Source organism: Roseibium algicola, from assembly GCF_001999245.1.
Lineage (GTDB): Bacteria > Pseudomonadota > Alphaproteobacteria > Rhizobiales > Stappiaceae > Roseibium > Roseibium algicola.
On sequence record NZ_CP019630.1, the window covers coordinates 4413884 to 4432198 of the forward strand.

General features: G+C 55.5%; 18 protein-coding genes. 4 read left to right on the forward strand and 14 right to left on the reverse strand.

Annotated elements, in window-relative coordinates:
* Window positions 1-38: 38 nt before the first annotated feature.
* From B0E33_RS20355 to B0E33_RS20365, 3 genes are read right to left on the reverse strand one after another with little or no spacing between them, the layout of a single operon-like run.
* Window positions 39-1028 (reverse strand): HupE/UreJ family protein, encoded by a 990-nt coding sequence (locus tag B0E33_RS20355; protein WP_197923233.1) that lies wholly within the window; start codon window positions 1026-1028, stop codon window positions 39-41.
* Window positions 1025-1894 carry a peptidylprolyl isomerase gene (locus B0E33_RS20360; protein ID WP_077292244.1) on the reverse strand — a complete coding sequence of 290 codons (870 nt, stop codon included), beginning with the start codon at window positions 1892-1894 and terminating at the stop codon, window positions 1025-1027. The genes B0E33_RS20355 and B0E33_RS20360 overlap by 4 nt, the downstream gene beginning before the upstream one ends.
* 8 nt (window positions 1895-1902) lie before the next feature.
* The gene (locus B0E33_RS20365) at window positions 1903-3816 is read right to left on the reverse strand and encodes a DUF3604 domain-containing protein (protein ID WP_077292245.1); all 1914 of its coding nucleotides are present in this window, start codon (window positions 3814-3816) and stop codon (window positions 1903-1905) included.
* Between the two features lie 1032 nt (window positions 3817-4848).
* On the opposite strand from B0E33_RS20365, the gene B0E33_RS20375 reads away from it, so the two are divergent.
* On the forward strand, window positions 4849-5067 hold the full coding sequence (locus B0E33_RS20375) for a hypothetical protein (protein WP_077292247.1): 219 nt from the start codon (window positions 4849-4851) through the stop codon (window positions 5065-5067).
* A gap of 965 nt (window positions 5068-6032) precedes the next feature.
* Here B0E33_RS20375 and hflC read toward each other — a convergent pair.
* The 7 genes from hflC to B0E33_RS20420 form a co-directional block, all read right to left on the reverse strand.
* Window positions 6033-7067, reverse strand: coding sequence for a protease modulator HflC (hflC, locus tag B0E33_RS20385; protein ID WP_062487895.1), 1035 nt, complete (start codon window positions 7065-7067; stop codon window positions 6033-6035).
* Window positions 7064-7993 carry an FtsH protease activity modulator HflK gene (gene hflK / locus B0E33_RS20390; protein ID WP_208997671.1) on the reverse strand — a complete coding sequence of 310 codons (930 nt, stop codon included), beginning with the start codon at window positions 7991-7993 and terminating at the stop codon, window positions 7064-7066. The genes hflC and hflK overlap by 4 nt, the downstream gene beginning before the upstream one ends.
* A gap of 611 nt (window positions 7994-8604) precedes the next feature.
* Window positions 8605-8862 (reverse strand): hypothetical protein, encoded by a 258-nt coding sequence (locus B0E33_RS20400; RefSeq protein WP_208993486.1) that lies wholly within the window; start codon window positions 8860-8862, stop codon window positions 8605-8607.
* Window positions 8862-9161, reverse strand: a complete 300-nt coding sequence (locus B0E33_RS20405) for a hypothetical protein (protein WP_062487898.1) — start codon at window positions 9159-9161, stop codon at window positions 8862-8864. Before B0E33_RS20405 ends, B0E33_RS20400 begins: the two co-directional genes overlap by 1 nt.
* A gap of 138 nt (window positions 9162-9299) precedes the next feature.
* Complete coding sequence (locus B0E33_RS20410) at window positions 9300-10169, reverse strand: transglutaminase-like domain-containing protein (RefSeq protein WP_077292250.1); 870 nt, start codon at window positions 10167-10169, stop codon at window positions 9300-9302.
* Window positions 10166-10651 (reverse strand): hypothetical protein, encoded by a 486-nt coding sequence (locus B0E33_RS20415; RefSeq protein WP_077293495.1) that lies wholly within the window; start codon window positions 10649-10651, stop codon window positions 10166-10168. The genes B0E33_RS20410 and B0E33_RS20415 overlap by 4 nt, the downstream gene beginning before the upstream one ends.
* A gap of 500 nt (window positions 10652-11151) precedes the next feature.
* Window positions 11152-11886, reverse strand: coding sequence for a Crp/Fnr family transcriptional regulator (locus tag B0E33_RS20420; RefSeq protein WP_228148031.1), 735 nt, complete (start codon window positions 11884-11886; stop codon window positions 11152-11154).
* A 152-nt stretch (window positions 11887-12038) separates the two neighbouring features.
* Here B0E33_RS20420 and B0E33_RS20425 point away from each other — a divergent pair, with 152 nt between their 5' ends.
* From B0E33_RS20425 to B0E33_RS20435, 3 genes are all read left to right on the forward strand, one after another.
* Window positions 12039-12284 (forward strand): hypothetical protein, encoded by a 246-nt coding sequence (locus B0E33_RS20425; protein WP_062487904.1) that lies wholly within the window; start codon window positions 12039-12041, stop codon window positions 12282-12284.
* Window positions 12285-12364: 80 nt separating this feature from the next.
* On the forward strand, window positions 12365-13708 hold the full coding sequence (gene nhaA / locus B0E33_RS20430) for a Na+/H+ antiporter NhaA (protein ID WP_077292251.1): 1344 nt from the start codon (window positions 12365-12367) through the stop codon (window positions 13706-13708).
* A 506-nt stretch (window positions 13709-14214) separates the two neighbouring features.
* Window positions 14215-14922, forward strand: a complete 708-nt coding sequence (locus B0E33_RS20435) for a sensor histidine kinase (RefSeq protein WP_077292252.1) — start codon at window positions 14215-14217, stop codon at window positions 14920-14922.
* Between the two features lie 120 nt (window positions 14923-15042).
* On the opposite strand, the gene B0E33_RS20440 is transcribed toward B0E33_RS20435, so the two are convergent.
* From B0E33_RS20440 to B0E33_RS20445, 4 genes are all read right to left on the reverse strand, one after another.
* The gene (locus tag B0E33_RS20440) at window positions 15043-15915 is read right to left on the reverse strand and encodes a transglutaminase family protein (protein ID WP_077292253.1); all 873 of its coding nucleotides are present in this window, start codon (window positions 15913-15915) and stop codon (window positions 15043-15045) included.
* Window positions 15916-16050: 135 nt separating this feature from the next.
* The gene (locus B0E33_RS31515) at window positions 16051-16176 is read right to left on the reverse strand and encodes a hypothetical protein (RefSeq protein WP_265733500.1); all 126 of its coding nucleotides are present in this window, start codon (window positions 16174-16176) and stop codon (window positions 16051-16053) included.
* A gap of 798 nt (window positions 16177-16974) precedes the next feature.
* On the reverse strand, window positions 16975-17106 hold the full coding sequence (locus tag B0E33_RS31520; RefSeq protein ID WP_265733501.1) for a hypothetical protein: 132 nt from the start codon (window positions 17104-17106) through the stop codon (window positions 16975-16977).
* Between the two features lie 93 nt (window positions 17107-17199).
* Window positions 17200-17496 carry a PRC-barrel domain-containing protein gene (locus B0E33_RS20445; RefSeq protein WP_077292254.1) on the reverse strand — a complete coding sequence of 99 codons (297 nt, stop codon included), beginning with the start codon at window positions 17494-17496 and terminating at the stop codon, window positions 17200-17202.
* Window positions 17497-18315: the final 819 nt, after the last annotated feature.

Below are 18315 nucleotides of genomic sequence, written 5' to 3' on the forward strand. Positions count from 1 at the left end.
CTGCTCTGCAAACTTTCATCGGACTATGACGTTGCCGCTTAAAAAAAAGAAGCATCCAGCCGCTCAACAATCCAGAAAGCGGCGAGAGTTCCTATTCCATAGGCAGCGCCGATGGATGCGGACTGCGGCACGTTGACCAGTCTCCGTAACGCTCCCACCATCGCCAGGACCGCCGCGATGAAGGCAAGTTGCCCGAGCTCCACACCGACATTGAAGAAAAGCAGAGCGAGTGGTAGGTCGCGGTGGGGCAGTCCGATCTCCTCCAGCGCCCCGGCGAACCCGAAGCCATGCAACAGGCCGAAAGCGAAGGCGACGATCCACGGCCAGCGAACAGTAAGGCTGTCGCAGCCTCGCTGCAGGTGAACTGCCTCGACGGCCACCAGCAGAATGCTGAGTGCGATCAGGATCTCGACCGGAGGCGGAGGCAGCGAAACATAGCCGAATGTGGCCAGCGCCAGGGTGATGGAATGGGCGACCGTAAAGGCGGTGACCGTCTTTACAAGCATAGGCCAGCCGCGCACAACCAACATCAGGGCTGCAACGAAGGCCAGGTGATCCAAGCCTTCGAGAATGTGCTCCACGCCGAGCCATGTGTATGTCTGCATCACGGTCCAGGGCGAGGCTTTCTCGGGTAAGGTGACACTGTTCTCACGCGGTCGCAGCAGAAAACTGTTCTGCGTTCCGTCAATGAGTGTGACGTTGACCAGTGTGTCTATGGTGGTGCGGTCGAGATTTTCGATGCGCAGCGTGGTACCGGGTAGTCCGGTCGCACCGGTCAGGGAGTAGCGGAAAATCACGAAGCCATCGACTATGGTTTCTCCTGGCCTCTGGGTCAGGGTTAAGCGCGGGTCGAAGGCTGGGCGGATGTCCTGCACCATGCCACCGCGGGTCGGTACCTTCCACAGCATCTCGTAGCGCTCCGGTGCAATCTCATCGATCTGCAAGAAGGCCGGGCGAATTTCGTGGGCGGCCACCTGGCACGACGTCAAAAGGCAGAGAGCTAGAGCGGCAAAGAGGCGCAGGATCATGGCCGGACATACTCCTGCCGCACTGTGTCGGGTACACCCTCGGCCTCAATACGCACTTCGTAGCGGTCGAGAAGCTCGCGGAACATGGATTCCTGTGTATCTAGCACGGTGTAGTATTCATACTGCCGTGCGACGAACTCGCGGATCTCCTCGAAGGGGGCGAGCTTTTCAGGCTGGCTGTCCGTGATCATCACCAAGTGCAGGCCCAGCCCCGAGCGTACCGGTCCGGACCAGTTTCCGACTGGCAGTTCGGACAGTGATGCAGCGAACCCTCCGCCGAAGGCGTTTTCCACCACCTGTGCTGGCGTCAGGTCCCAGTCCAGCGGAACAGACAGTTTGTTCCGCCTGTTCTCTGGCACAGCGCCGCCCTTGCGCAGCGAGGCAAGTGTAGCCTCCAGCACCGTCTCCTCCGCCTCGGCTGGCAGATACAGAACCTGGCGGAAAGCAAAGGCCTGCGGCTGGGTGAAGAGGTCGGGTCGTTCGGCGTAGAAGGCACGTAGCTGGTCTTCGGTCGGCGGCCGCGTGAGCCTGCCGAGATCACTGGCCACGGCCTCCATCTTCTGGGCCAGTCGCGTACGTATTATCTGGTCGTCATGGTCGAGCCCCAGGCGCAGCGCCTCTCGGTAGAACACTTCCTGTCTCAGGTGCCGGTCAACAATTGCCGCCACGTCCTGTGGTGAAGGCTCACGCTTCCACTGTGCTTTCCAGAGCGTTTCCAGGTAGTCCATTTGCGTCTGGTCGAGGATAATCACCTCATCACCCGGCTCCGCTTTTTGCTGCGGGACCAACCACGACCATGCTGCAAACAGTAGCCCGCCGAGCACCACGAAATGGACGAGTGGCTCCCTTGCGATCAGTCTCAGCATTCGCCCACTCAGTTCACCTCATACCAGATCGGCGAGGCCCAGGCCCTTTCGACAATTTCACGCTTCACATCCTCGGGGTAGCTGACCCCTTCACGCAATTCGTCATAGAGTGTCCAGCGTGCCGTCGGTAATTGCAGGACGCGGGCGTAGTAAAAAGCCTCGATCTCCGGGTTCCAGTCCGGGTCGGTCCAGACCGCCATCAGTTCCGGATCCCCCTTCGCGGTATCAAACTCCCCGGTTTCCATGTTAATTGGCGCATTGATCGGAACGACGCTTCCATCTGCCCGTAACCGGTCGCCCGAAGCCACGACGTCGTAAACCTTGTCCTTCATCTCACCGTTCTCATACCAGCCCTTGATGATTTGGATGCGGTCGAGGTTTGGCCCGATCGGATCCTTCATCGCCCAGACCAGGAATTGAGGAGCCTCTCTTCCGGTATAGTCGCCCCCCATCGGCACTCCCTTTTCGTAACCGTCAGCGACCATCGCGTCATGGCTGTCGTAGTTCTCGGCAAAGCCTTGGCCGGCAAAGACGCGTACCTTCATGCGCGGCCCGGAGGTGGCGAAGGTCTCCTTGGCCATCATCGAATCCCAGATGGCGCTACGGGTGTTGGATTCCGCCCAGACTGCGGTCAGCGCACCGGGGTTCGAATCCGAAATCAACATCTCGCCTTCCAAAACCGACACTGCTCGCACATCAGCCGTCTTATCGGCGTAGCCGTGGCTTCCCACCGAGTAATTGTCCTCCTCGACATTGCTGGGAGTGCCGTTGTGGCTGTCGGTGCCGCCCACAAAGCCGTATTTAAACGGATTCACACCTATATCGGCGTTGTACTTGATGCCGCGCCCGAGCCCGTAACGGACGAAGTTCTCCTTCAGGAAACCGCGGCCGCTGAAGCGCTGGATCGAGACCGCGTTTTCGAAATCGGCGAACTCGTCACTGGGCCAGAAATTAGGCACCACTTCGGAATTGCCCTTGACCTGCATCATCTCGACCAGCGGCTCCATGCTGGCGCTGGTCGTGGCATAATCCGTGCCAATTGGCACGCCTGAAAGCGTCGCCTCGGCAAAATGAAGTCCCTTGGATTCATTCGAGTTGTGTGGAATGGCGAAGACCCGCTTGCCGTCATCGCGCTGCGTCTGCATCCAGGCCCAGAGTTCCTCGGGATCGTCGCCTTCATTGGCCGAAAATGGAAGGTCCGGCACGTTGGCATCTCGGAAGAAGACGTTGCGGTGCTGGTTCGATCCACCCGGTGCCGAAGTCCATTCATAGGCGTGGATCGTGGTGAAGACACCCGGTTCATAGTGCTTTTCGGTGGCTTCGAAATTCTTCTGCCAGGTTGACTTGATCGCCTCCTCGCCTTGGAAGAATTGCGGGTGAGGATCGCCGCCCCCGGCCAGTGGTACCAGAACATATTGATTATAGAGCTCAAGCGCCGTCTTCAAATCTGGCGCCTCACGGAAAGCCACCGCGACCTCGTTGTCATAACCCGGCGCACCTTCGTTCATCAAGCTGAAGGCTTCGCCCATGAACTCAGAGTGATCGGTGACTGCCACCCAGTCGAGAGGACGCTTGATCTTGTGCAAGCTGCCATTGACCATCATTTCTTCACCCTTGGCGAAACGATAGGCATCGTCTGGTGTCAGGCGATTTCCGGCGATGAAGGCATCCATCGACACGCCGGTATGGACGTGCTGTTCGCCATAATAGGCCTCCTTCAGCGGATTGACCGGTGCGTTCGCTTCCGATGTCTGGGCCATGGCGCTTTGTGCGGTCACCGTCGAGGCAAAGCCGATGCAGAGAATGCGGAAATAAGGCAAGTATTTCATGGCCGGACATCCTGACTTGGAGAGTGAGACGGTCGAACGGATCTGCGAGCGGCGGTCTACGGGAACAACTTCAGCGTCGTAAGAGAAGCCCATACAATCCCTTCCATGAAACACTCATTACGCAGCGGATTCAAGTGTTGGCCTCACTCGCGGCGCAACGAACGGCAGCTTTGCAGATCAGACCTATACCCACGGAACGGCCGGAGTGGGAACGCGAAGCCGCCATTAAACCAATAGGTGTTGATCGGCAACTCCTGGCCGAGAGGAGGCAGTCTGGTTTTGGCTGTCGATTGACGAAACTTGCCATTCGCCTAGCGCCGATCAGGCGGGGGTAGAGCAAGAGCTGTTTCCGTCGATACGCGAAACTCAAACGAAACATGAACATTTGTCGCTGACAGCCCGTACTACGGAGTTTCGGAACTGTTAATCGTCAACGCAGTAGCGAATACACATTTTGATACCCCGACCCAGTCCTTCTCGCCGATGGTCACGCTTACCCTTTCACGCTAGCTCAGGGGACCGTAACAAAGAGATTTCAGCTTTTTCCGCGCTGACCAACATGCATCAGTTTCGATCGACGCGATTCATGCAACAATCTCAAGCTTTCATCGAATGCTTGGCCCAGTGTCTCTCGCTGCTCATGGTTCTGTGGCCCTGACCGCTTAACAACATGGACAAGTGTCGAATGATAGCTTTTCCGAGATGAAGAAGATCGAGCCAGAGAAGGAGAAGGGTCATGATCAACGAATTTCACCTTCAAACTTGGCGCACCCGAAAGCCACCAACTTTTTCAGAACATCGTTTCGCGGTCGGACAATTTGTCAGAATGAGGAACGACCCGCCAATGGTTTCCACGAGTCGAGGCGGATCCTTCCACATTACCGCGTTGATGCCCCGCACCGGTGACATACCGCAATACCGGACCCGCAATGATCTGGAGTTGCACGAATGTATGGTCATCCGGGACGAGCTCGAACCCGTGGGAATTTCCGAAACAACCCAGGACAACGCGCTACTAATCACGAAAACGTCTGACCTTAGATAACGGTTTGCGCACTGCAAGGCAGAAAGCCCAGGACCCAGCCAGTTTTAGCGGTGCGTGAATGTCTACACAGGAGACTGACAATGTCGGAAATCAAGTTGACAAAAGTTGAAGTAAGGCCCGGCGGCCAACTTCTGTATTATGTCCGAGTAAACACGGCGTTGGGAAAGGTTGAATTGCCTATTGTCATCACTGAACAAGGATCTAATGCCTTGAACGAAACGAAAGTTCTTCAGTCTTCGCTCGCGCTTGCGGAAGAATTAGAAGTCACAATCAAGTTTCAACTCGAAACGCAACTATAATCAATTCACGAAATTTGCGGTCTCTGCCATGACGGAGTGGTGAAAAAGGGCTTGATCTCACTTGCAAATAAATACGGCAAATTAGAAGTGTTTGCATAATCTGACCCACCAGGCAGCCAGGAACCGACCTTTCAATGTGCCTGTGGGAACCGCCCGCCGCCTGGAATTGTCTAAGTTCGTTTTTGTCATTTGATCCAGAGCGTCATTCGAATTCATTCCCCGCATCAAGTCTCCACCGATCGTTGCAGGAACGCCACTAAAGACATGATAGATCGTCCAAGAGCCATCTGCTTCGATCCGTTTTCCATACTCACTATGCATTGAGTCTTGTCTGGGGGCACCGCCCTCATCGTCCCAGACTGCATGCGCCCGAACCATGAAATCAAAGGGATCCGGCAAACGGGTTCGCACCAGTTTCGGGCTTGCTGCGGGAGGTGCACCGTCAGGTACCGGCCAGCAACTGCCATATGGTGCGACACCAGGCACTGTGATGAGCGTTTCTTCGTCCTGAGAGGCTTTTTGATATCTCCGCAGAACGAATTTACGGGGAACAGGATGGGAGTCTCGCCTTTGTGAACGGGTGCGCCGGTTTCTGATTTCGTTCCGCATTTAATCGTTCTCTCAAATGGCGCCACCCTCAGGAGGGATCGTATCCGTTCACAAACAAGCACGCGGCAGCCGTGCACACGACTGGTGAAACTGGCACTGTCCGCTTTATAAATTCAAACACGTAGGATTTGGATGGTAGGCTGAAACCGGGTTTATGCCAGCGGCTAAAGTCTTTGGTTTGGGGCAGCCTCTGCAGATGCATATAACACTGTGATTGCGGTTTAACGGTGACTGATAGATGAGCTGGCGTGCGAATGTTCAGTATCTGTTTTCAGCAGCGAATTGCAGTTCCCGTTGGTCAGGATTTTGCGTATCGTTGGGTCTAGTGCAGCAGCTAGTATTCAGTTGCGATCGGTTCATCGAATGCGTGTGGTCGCCTGATTCAAGAATTCGACGTTGAGGTCTGGCGGATGGTCGCCCGAGTTTGATGCGCTGGAGTGCATCCCTTCAAGGAACTTGAAGAGATCGCTGTCTGTCGACAAGACAAGGGTCGTTCCAGTGGAGATCATGTCCTTGTAGGCCTGCATGGTGCGCGTGAACTCGTAGAATTCCACGGCTTGCGCGGTGGTGTTGTAAGCCCGGGCGTAAATTTCGGCAGCGGCGGCATCGGCCACTCCGCGGATTTCCTCCACCTCACGATAGGCCTCGGACTGAATCTTGTTCAGATCTCGCACACGATTGCCACGAATACGTGCGGCCTCGCCATTGCCTTCGGACAGGAAGCGTTCGGCGATTTGCCGCCGCTCCGAGACCATCCGGTCGTAGATCTTAGGGCGGACGCTTTCGTTGTAGTTGATGCGCTTGAACCGGATGTCGAGCAGTGCAATGCCGAAAACGCGGACCTTCTCGGCGGCAGCTTGGAAAATTTCCTGCTCCACAAGTGCCCGGCCCTTTTGAATGGGGACTAGGGATCCGATGTCCTGTGCCAGTTCCTCATCTGTGAGGAGAGAATCCCTTAAGGGGGTGCGCCCTCTTGTCGTCCGGATGATCTCGATCAGCTCGTGCTTGGCAACCGCGTTACGTGTTTCGCTGCCAAGGATGTCGTCGAGCCGCGATTGAGCGCTTCGCTCGTCACGCAGACGAAGAAAGTACTGCAAGGGATCCGTGATCTTCCAACGGGCAAACAGGTCGACGGAAATATACAGCTTGTCTTTTGTCGGCATATCCGAGGGATTGCCGTCCCACTCCAGAACCCGACGGTCGATCCTGTTGACCTCCTGGATGAATGGCAGTTTCAATTTGAGACCCGATGTCGTGACCGGCGCGCCAACGGGCTTGCCGAACTGGGTGATGATCGCCTGTTCGACTTCGCTGATCGTGTAGACGGCGGTGGAAGCGGACACAACCGCAACTGCGGCAATCCCCGAAAGAATGCCCCATACGACTTTCATGGCTTGATTTCCCTTTGGCGATCGAGATTGAGTAGCGGCAGGATGCTGCCGGTTGATCCGTCAACGATGATTTTCGACCCTATACCGGGCATCACATCCTGAAGGGTTTCGATGTAGATCCGCCGCCGGGTCACATCCGGTGCTTTCAGATATTCCGTCAGGAGCGCGGTGAAGCGGGCGGCGTCACCTTCGGCCTCGTTGATCCGTTTCAGCCGATAGCCGTCGGCTTCGCGGATACGCTGGTCCTTTTCGCCTTCGGCTAGCGGGATGATCTTGTTGTATTCCCGGCGGGCTTCGTTGATCAGGCGCTCCTTTTCCTGTTGGGCCTGATTGACCTCGTTGAACGAGGCCTGAACGGGTTCAGGTGGGTTGATATTCTTGAGCTGCACCTGATCGATGCTGATACCCATGGCGTATTTTGTGGCCAGGGCTTGCATCTTTAGCAGCGCTTCACTTTCGATTTCCTGCCGGCCAATCGTGATGACCTCGTCGACAGTGCGGTCACCGACGACCTCACGCATTACGGATTCCGAGACGTAGCGAAGCGTGGCGGCCGGTTCGCGCACCTCGAACAGAAATTTGACCGGATCGGAGATACGGTACTGAACGACCCATTCGACAAGGGCGGCGTTCAGATCACCGGTCACCATTTCGGTTTCACGGCGTCCGTCGGTCGGGCTCTGGTAGGGATCGTTGCCACCTGGTGTGGTGAAACCGAATTCCTGTTTCAGTTGGCGCTTTACCGGTACGATCGTGGCGGTGTCGATGCCCATCGGTAACTTGAAATGCAGTCCAGGTGGCACTTCAGCAACAAACTTGCCGAAACGCTGAATCACCGCGACGGAATCACTGGGCACAGTGTAGTAGGAAGACCAGATCCCTAATGCGGTGACGGCAATCGCGCCAGCGATGAGCAGTCCGCGCAACGATGGTGGGCCTTGCGGTAACATTCCGCCAAATTGCCGCCGCCCCTGTCGCAGAAAGGCATCTATGTCCGCTGACCGGTCTTCTGGACCTGTTCCCCACGGCCCTGAGTTGGGAGGACCAGTGTTATCAGAGTTCATAGCTATTCCTCTCCGGAAGAGCCATGAGCTTGGGCGGAGGCCTTCCCAGCTTGAGTTTGAGGGATATTCCGCATCTGGTTATCAGGCCAGATTGCAAAATGGTCCGGTTGTGAATACAGGCCGTCCGCAGAGATACCTCACGAGGGGCTGCTTTCAACTGGTCTTGTGCGTACCAACCGGCATGCCTTGGTTTTCCGCCGTATGGATAGAGAATGTACTCTCCCATCGATTTCGCATCTTTCGGCGGAAGAAGCCCTGATGTCTCAAGTCTTGTTTCACGTAGTACGCAACAGTGTCCGCTAATTCTGACTCGAGATAAGGAAGTGTCTCATCAGGCATGATTACTACCCCGGTTGCAGGCATTTGAACGAGTTTTCGTCAAGATAAGTCAGGCTCAAGTGCCGCAAGGCAGGCTTGGGCCAAATCCCGATCCGCGGTGTCGGATCCAGGTATCGTCGCCCATCCAGTTCCCATCAGGGCGTTTCTGCGCTGGTATGCTGAAGTTTCGCGAATTTCGCCAGCTTTGCCGCGCGCTCCGTGTCGGTGCGGGACAAGTCGACGCAAACCGGGACAAGCGCCGCAATCACTTTGTCATGTGAAAGCGCATTCGCCATCTTCGCCGCACTTCCGCCAGTCACCCAGCCGCCCCACGAAAACCCGAGCGTGCTAGCGGCAGCCGCGCCGATCACAACGCCGAGCGCGACAGGTTTTAGCCATTCGGGTGTATTCATTACAAGTTCTCCGGCGGACAAAGCGCCGCCTCGTTGTTTAGTCCGTCATCGTTGGCGGCCCGGTCTCGGTTAAGCACCGCTTCCAGGTCCTTTCCGGAGATTTCCCGCATCACAGTCTTGCCCTTGTCGGCAACGATCAGATACGTTGCCGTCTTTCGGTATCCGAGGAAATTCATATCCCGAAGAAGTTCTTCTTCGACAAGAATTTCATAATCTCCGGCAGGCAGTACTTCCGATTGCCCCTTCAAAGTGAACGGATGGAAGAACTTCACTGTCGACCTGGTGGAGCGGGTGTTCATGGTTATGTCCGCCGCGTCTGTTGATTGGCTTTCAAGCAAGTCTCCGAAGTTATCTTGGGCGAATAATTTTCTCTGAAGCTAGAATGTTTAAGCAACTATAGATAAACCCTAACGATCGTGTACTGATCGAAGTTAGTCTCAATCAGAAATCTTGGTCCAAACTTCGAATTTTCTTAAAATATTTTCGCCAAAGGTCTGTGTCAGGGGAACATCGGCTGCATCCCGCCCGCGACCAATCAGAAATCGTGCGATGCGGCGTTGATTGTTGCGCGGATCGAAGACCCACCATCGATTGGCCAGGAAGACTTCCATCCAGGCTGCGAAGTCACCTGGAGGATGCGGTTCCGGCTCGCCGATATCACTCAGATATCCCGTGCAATAGCGGGCCGGGATGTTCATGCAGCGGCAGAAACTGATCGCAAGGTGGGCGAAGTCACGGCAGACACCTCGTCCTTCAGCTAGTGTCTGGGTCGCTGTGCGGGTCGCTCTCGCATGCTCATAGCTGAAGACCACATGTTGGTGCACGTAGTCACAAATGGCCTGTACCCTGGCCCAGCCAGTCTTTGAATTTCCAAACAGCCGCCAAGCTTCTTCCGACAAGAGATCCGTGTCGCAATACCGGCTTCCTAAAAGAAACACAAACGTATCGGACGGGAGGTCTTCCACGGCATGCTGATAGGCATCAGAAAAAACCGGATCCTTATTGCCGCTGTCCAGGAAGATGCCATGCGTCGCCAATGTGAAGGTGCCCGGAGATGTCGTCAGCCTGGAACACCAATTCCCGAAGGAATCCCGATAGCTCTCGATCGGTACGCACGGAGACGTCGTCAAATAATCCAGTCGCTCGAGGTCACGATATCGTGCGCTATCGACATTAAGCATTGCAATTAGCGGAGTGGATTTCGGAAACTCGAACTCAAGACGGCATCCCAGACTGATCCGGAGATCTGCTTTTCTTTTCCGATCTAAATGCCCCAAACGGACAAGCGATGGACGGCCCTGTTTCATTTGAGTGAATACCTGGCCAGCGCCGCGGCTGTCTTGGCGTGTTCAAATTGATGATAGTTGCCTAAGAAGGCGCCATCTACCGTTACCTCCCATATTCCATTTTTTTCTCTGACCTGGACGCGGTCCGGTTTCCCCTCCGGCGGAAGCATGTCCATGGTAGCAAGCACCCGTTTTATCACCGGTCGCTTGGCAACCGTTTTAGATTTTGAAACGTTCGATGTTGTATCTGCGCATGATTCCTCAAGGTTCATTACCGCCCGTATGAATTCTTCAGCATAGTCGTCAACGTCTCTGTAGTCCTGTTCCCGGCGTGCCATCAACATGGTGTCGACAAAGCGTGTCTTGAGATGCTCGACAAACCGCGGCTCCGAATGGGACATGTATGCGATGAGAGATTGCAGAATTCTCTCATGCGCTAGAACCCTCCTCTCCAGATCTGTGGAATCTGGCTTGGGGCAATCTCTCTTTGATTGTGTTTCCATAGCCAAATTACTCCCTCGCAAAATGCGCATGGATCGTTCAAAGCCCGGGATCACACGCTTTGGCATGCAGACGGATACCGGTAGCCGGCATTTTCAAAGCCGGGTTCACTAGAAAGACTGTCCCGAGATGTTTTCTCTTGAAGAGCCGGCCATCGCAGGTCCCCTTGTGCAAGGGAAACGCCGCTTCGCTATTTTCTGTCTTTGTCGAAGCTTTGAAACGACTACCCAGGAATTGATCGAGACTCCGACCGTGTTGCTGATCTTACATGCTGCCCTGGGTGCGCATCCTGATCGAGGTTAGTCCTCGGTGTTATTTCGTTCCGTTGCAGTCAAGATCATGACCTACGAACATACTGTCTCGCGAACAGCTTCTATCTTGCGACCCTCAAGCATAAGTAGAATGTGGACAAGCGCGCCAGCGCTTGTAACTTCTTGTTCTTTCCGGTCGCATTTCGAAGAAACGAAGTTGTCTGAAAATCGCGTAGGCGCGAGCGAGGGGCCTATGTCAGCAATGGCCCGGTCTGGTCGAGATATTCGGGATCGAACTCTGCAATTTTGACCAGGCGGTCACGATCGTCGAATATCACCTTGCCGTTTCGAAACGTGACTAACCCGTTTTCACGCAGTTGCCGCAAAACGCGGTTGACGTGCACGGCGCTCAATCCAAGTGCATCGGCGAGGTGATACTGTGTCAGCGGACAGTCATAGCCGGTTTGGCTACCCATGCCGACCAGCGCCAGCCTGGAACCAAGTTCGAGCAGAAAATGGGCCATACGGACGTCGGCATCGCGGCGGCCCAGGTTTACGAGATGTTCGACGACCATCGCCTCGTCCCGGGACGCTGCCCACAGAATGGCAGTCGCCAGGCGGGTAGTTTGTGCGAAGGCTGCAAGCAGATCATCGGACGGAACTTCAGCTGCTTGAATATCGGTGACAGGTTCGAAGCTGTGGTCCGAGGTGCGCAATAAAACACTTCGCAATCCCAGGAAATCCCCCGGGATTTGGAAATCGATGATCTGCCGTGAACCGTCCGGCTGGAGCTTGTAGGAGCAAACCCAACCTTCGGAAAGAATATAGGCGGCCTGTTCCGACTGTCCCTGTTGAACGAGATCACGCCCTGCAACGAATGAGCGGCGGCGCCGGTGCAGATGATGCAATACTTCAAGTTCGTTCGTGGACAAGGCCACGAAGCTTGAAAGCTTGCGGGCAAGCGGACTTTTCTCGATAGGTTTCAAAGGCGTTTCTCCCAGGCAACAATCCATTATCCGAAATGTCTGGGCCAACACTGCTTTCGATCAGTCCAGCATACTGATTTTCTGTCAGTATGGTGAAGTTTATCGGACTGGCACCCGACTTTGGGCTCTAATTCTTGAAAGGGGTAGCCAAGATGCCTGATCAGAACGAATATTCCGGACTGGCGGCGCTCTCGATCTGCGAAGCGCTTTTGCTCGCATTGAACGACCATAAAATTCTTCCCGAGCACGAGATCGTGGGGGTATTGCGCGACGCCGCCACAACACACGAAAATGCAATCGGTCCCCAAACCGACATGGAAATGCACCGGGGGGTCGCGGACCTGATCAAACGGATCATTGCGGGAGGAAACTCGGTTCGGCGGCCACAGTCCGATTGATCCTTGTGGAAAGCAATTTTGGTTCTATTCCCTCAATCAGGGTTCAATCCACTCCGCAGTAAATCGGTGCCACATTTGCCATGACTGTCCAGAACAACACAAATCTGCCACACGAAATTGCCGACAGGTTCACTAAACCCGTCGCGAGGTTTCTCAAGATCGAATCCGCGGCTGGCGGACTGTTGCTCGTGGCTGTGTTGGTGGCTCTTTTGCTGGCCAATTCAAACTGGGCATCGACCTTCCTTGCATTCTGGGAGACACCGGTTGGTCTGAATTTCGGGCCGTTGGACTTCACCCGCTCGTTGCGGCACTGGATCAACGACGGGTTGATGACATTCTTTTTCTTCGTGATATCTCTCGAACTCAAGCGGGAACTTGTCCTGGGCGAATTGAGGAAACCGAGACAAGCGGCTCTGCCCCTAGCAGCAGCTCTCGGCGGGATGGTCGTTCCAGTCGCAATCTATTTGGTTTTAATCGCAGGACAGTCCGGGACGCATGGTTGGGGAACAGTCATGGCGACAGACACGGCGTTGGCGATCGGGTGTCTTGCGCTCTTCGGACAGCGAATTCCCACCGTACTTCGGTTGTTCTTGTTGTCGCTGGCGATTTTCGACGATGTGGGCGCAATATTGGTGGTGGCTGTCTTTTACGGTGAGCCGTTGAACTGGGCCGCCACCGGGCTTGCAATTCTCGGCCTTGGATTGGTCGCGGGATTTGCACGACTCGGAGTAAGGAGCATTCCAGTATATTTTTTGATTGGCGGCGCCATCTGGTTGTGCATCGACGCATCGGGTATCCATGCGACGATTGCCGGGGTTGTTCTCGGTTTGATGACACCGACACAAGTCTGGGTGAGCGATACACGTCTGCGTGCAATCCTCGGACGGGTGCTTGCTTATCCGGGAGGAGAGCACTGGAGCGGTGACACCCCGGACCGCCGTGATCTTCGCGAGGCCGGGCGGGCGGTTTCAGAGTCTCTTTCCCCGGTCGAGCGGCTCGAATTGACGCTGCATCCTTGGGTGGGGTTTGTCGTGATGCCGCTTTTCGCTTTCGCGAATGCGGGCGTAACGATCGAATTGAGCGACGTCAGTCAGAAGGTTTCCATCGCCATTGTCGCCGGACTTGTGTTTGGCAAGCCACTCGGTGTTCTCGCGTTCAGCTGGGGAGCCGTCCGTCTGGGCCTGGCAACCAGGCCCCCTCATTTGTCATGGCCATTCTTGACAGCCGGAGCCTTTCTTGCGGGCATCGGCTTCACTATGTCGCTGTTTATCGCGAACCTGGCTTTTGATCCTGATCTACTAGGAGCCGCAAAGCTTGGAATTCTTATGGGATCCGCAGTCTCAGCAGTAATTGGTTTGCTTGCGCTCTTGTGGCTGGTGACGCGCCCTGACCTCCGCCGAAGCGGAACAACCGGGGAAGTCTGAATAGTCGGCACGGTCGCGCATACGGTTGACTATGCAGCTCAGGGAATTCGGTTCTTTCTCAAGAAAGCCAACGGTGCGGTATCTGACGGAATAGCGTCGCGTGATAACCACTTGCAGCAGAACTGCTGTCTACGCTGACTGAAGCTACAGTGACAGCACTCTGCATTGCGACGTTGATGGAAACCACATGCCGTCATCCTGACCGTTCAATGAATGACTGGTATCCACGCAGCCGCTGGCGAGTGGCAGACAACAGGATTGGGTTCGGTTCAGTGAAGTCGCGCATCGGAAGCGATTCAACAATAGCTGTGCGGGCTCCCTGCGCGTCTTTGAGCCCACTGGCCTGATCTGTATCAGTGCCGTTTGAATACCTGAGAGCGTAAGGTCGGTGAAAGACGCACATTCACTGGTTGAAGAGCAGTGCGCAGGGTTCGGTGGACGCGTCCCGGCAAGGGTTCTGCAATTGCGCCCGGTCCTGTGAAAGAAAGGAACCAACGAGTCCCAAAATGCGAAAATTCAGAAACAAAGCCCGCTCCACCGGCTCCCTCGAGGCCGACCACCGGATCGCCAATCACCTGGCCTTGCTGTCCAGTTACGTACGCCTCAAGGGGATCGGTCTCACGAGACAGGAAGGCCCATTGGATGCCATGGAAGTTGCGTTGTTGTTGAACGCGATCCGTGCACATATCCAGGCCGTGTCGGACCTGCACCGGATACTTGCCGGCAGCGGTTCCGAAGACGAAGTTCAGTTGGGGGATCTTCTGGGCCTGATTTGCACAACCCTCAGGTCGGGCATTGCGGACGACGTCAATTTTACCGAAACCTACGCGCCTGACTGTGCCTTGAACTTCGACCATGTGCTCCCCGTTGCGCAGATCTTTACCGAGATTGTCACAAACGCTCTCAAGTATGGTCATCGCGCCGGTGCTGTCAGGCGGATCGGGATTGCCTGTCGAAAAGATTTCAGCGGATCGATCCTGATTACGGTTAGCGACAACGGACCAGGTCTTGGGAGTGCCGGCACCGGCAAGACCGACGGAGGATTGGGAACACGACTGGTAAAGGCGCTGTCTGCTCAAATCGGTAGCTCGATCGATTATTCATCAAATGAGAGCGGCGTGACCGCGAGACTGACGTTGGCAAGTGCCAGCGCCGTGTTCGACCGGACGCTGAACCCGGACAAGCCACGTACAAGCATCAACCGGAACAGCTAGGACCGGAGCGGATTTGGCTTGGCATGGGTTGAGCCGGTCCTCGTCGCGATATGTCCCGTGCTCTGTTCGACGTTTCCCGATACCACGGCGTCCAATGAATTCCCGGCCGGCATTCCAACTTCAATCATCGAGCACTGTGTGATGCACTTCGACTGACATTTCTGCCAGAGCGTTCCCGGGTCCCACAAAACTGCCAGCAACCGGGACGACCTGATGAATACCGCGAGCGACGGCAACGGAGATAAGATTTTTGGATCCGACGCTTTGGTTCGTGGGATCGAAAGCAACCCATCCCGCACCTTGTACAAAGACTTCCGCCCAAGCATGGGTGGAGCCTGTACTTTCGTGACCCAAGAGACGCTTATCGGGATCGAAGAGATAACCGGAGACGATACGGGCTCCGAAACCAAGGCTTCGAACGGCCTCCGCGAACAGGACCGCGATGTCACGACACGATCCGGATCCACGCGAAAGCGTGTCCCGCGGCATCTGCGTACCCTCCATTTCACGGCTTAGATAGGCAACGCTGGACGAGACACCGATCGCGATGTCCCTCAGCAAGGACAACGTATCGGTTGGACGCCCAAGGACGAAACCATCGGCCCATCTGGATAGTCGTCCGTCAAGGTCGGGATATTGCGGCGTTGCAAGCGCTCCTAGGTCGGTCACGTCGTCATCGGAATAGAAAAACGGGTAATTGATGGCCTCGGCAGCAATGGTGAATACCGGCCAGGCCGACGCGGTGAGTTCAACAGTTGCGCGACTTTCGACGAGCAATTGATCCGTCGGCGCGCTGAACCCGGCAGTCGCGACAGCATTGCCCGCGACATCATGGGCCCAGGTGATTTCTGCCTCTGGCGACACCATCAATTCATGCGAAATGAGTCGCAGGTCGCGCGCTTCACGCGGCCGCAACATCATCCGGTGAGGTCCAAGTAAGACCGGTTGCAGATAACGGTATACCGTTGCGTGATATGTGCTCAGCGTTGTCATCAGGGGCTCTCTGATATTTTTGAAGCAAGAAGGGCGCACGCTCACAGTGCTCAGCCGGCAAACTGATGTCGACACGACGTGAGCCAGAGAGGAGGGGGCGTTCTCTTTCCGCAGCCGCCTTATAACCCGGCTCTGTCACACGGCAGGCGTCTTTGGCTCGACATGACTGAGGCCAAGCACCAGATCGTGCGGTACACCATCGAGCGGCATGAAGGCCTCCGGCCCGGCGGTGGCGATCGCCTGCCCGTCAAGCCGCGCCATAGCATCTTCAGTATGGGCCACACAAATTCGCACAATGTATCCGCTACTTTCAGACGTGCCGAAAAGCCTGACCAGTCCTCTGGGATATTGGGTGCCACGCGCAGGCGATTGCCCTCACGGGTAATGCCGAGGATCCACTCAATCGCCGCCCGGTGCATCCAGGCGGTTGTCTGTATTGCAATAAAGGCCAAAACCAGACCGAAGCCCCATGGGCGTACCCCGAAACGCGCCATCTGCGAGCTTTGGCAGCGTTCGTTAGTAACTGGCCGGCAGATCGGTTCCGCTTTCGCCAATTTGCGCCACGACCTGATGATAGCTAACGAGAAACCACCGAGCAGCAGGTACGATCGTGTGACCGGCTGGAAATCAAGATTGCAGGCCTCGCGCGTGACCGGGAAGGCAATTGCATTTTCTTCCGGTCGGCGCTGCAATGGCAACACACGCGGTGGCTTACGGGTGACGTATTGTTGTGCTGCCAGACTGGTCGCATGCTGCTCCAGACGTTAGACCCCAAACAACAACTCCGCACGTACAGGATTGATATCGTTCCAAGGTACTTTGTTTGCCCGTCGAAGTGGCAACCAACCGCGACACCCGACGATCATCAGGAACCTCCGATGCCAAATTCGGCCGAATATCAAGCGGCGGTATGCAGGTGCTGAATGTGAGGCGACGCCACAGGATATCTGCGGGCACCATCAGAGCCGGTTCACAACCTATCGCCAATTCACGCGGGCAGTATTGGGAGCAGTGTTTAATTTCCGCTTGGATCGGCAACCGCCCTGCCACAAGTCCGGTTCAGGCTTTTTTGGCCTTCGGCGATGTCTCGATGCTCAAACTCTTGCTGAACGAAGGTAAGGGGACAGGCTTGGTCTTTTTCTGCTTTGGTTTTCTGTCTTCTCTACCGCGGCGGCTTTTGCCCTTTGCCATTTCTTTCTCCTGTTCTCGCGTCGGAAGACGATTTTCCGGCGTGTATCCGCGCTTCGGATAGTGTTCCGATCAGTTGCTTTGGTCTTTGACAGCTCAGCCTCGATGCTGCGGCAAGTTTTTCAATTCGACCTTGGTCATCTTGGTGTAAGCAAGGATCTTTCCGTTTTCATCGCGCATGAAGGCGATGCGTGACACATCAAGGGTAACTTGCTTGACCCCGATTCCGAAAAAACCGCCAACTTCAATGACTGCCTTTGCGTACTGTCCATTGCCGAGCACTTCGGAGACATTGCCGATCACCTTATTATCGGGTCCGTAGATATCGGCCCCCTTGACGTTAGCGGCAATGATCTCGCCGGCCTGAAGGGGCTTATGTGATGAATGGTCCATGGGACCTCCTGGGTATGGCTGGAGTGCGCGACAGGCGGCAGGCCCGATCAGAATTGCCAGACAGGCAAAAGTGACTTGTCAGCAGCTGTTTGGTGCCGGGTTTAACGGCGTCGCCCATCATTCAAGCTGTGTGACAACATAGTAGCAGTGGTGGCGATGCATGCTGATGTGGGTTAGCGTATCGTCACATTTTCGGCTAATCGGCAGCCAGATATTCGGTTGCGGGTCTCTGAACCGTATCGGCGGTGGTGATGCAAACTTTTGACCGCGCGTTTAAGTAGAGATCGACGAAAACCACCCCGGTTTACGGCTGGCCAACTGCAGCGGCTCGATTGTTGCCCTGAATACTTCCGGCAGGATATTCTAGCACGGTCGGGCGTCCTGAGTAGTTAACCAATGCATCGCTGAGTTCGGCCAATGTCGACAGCTCACAAGGCGCATGACCTAACGGCGACTTTAAGAATATCGCGAAATTGATCTAAGGGTCGTTTTTGGGGCGCACCCACGTCGATCCAAAGTTTGCGGATTTTGTCGGCTTCCAGGCCGCGACATTTCAGTCCGAACGACTGGAATGGGACGCCAAGCAGCCATTGAACCAACAGGTGTTGAACGGTAGTTCCGGGCCGACAGGAGACTGTCGGTTAAGAGGCCAAAATAGTGGGATAGCTGCGGTTCGCACGGTATCTGATTAACTGCGGCTTCCAGATTCATAGCGCCTGTCCTCGAAAGATTGGGATGGAGGCGCATTTCTGGGTGGCGGCAGTGCTGCCTTTGTCCTGCTCAGCGAATGGGTGCCATAGTCCTCCCGCCGCAGACTGA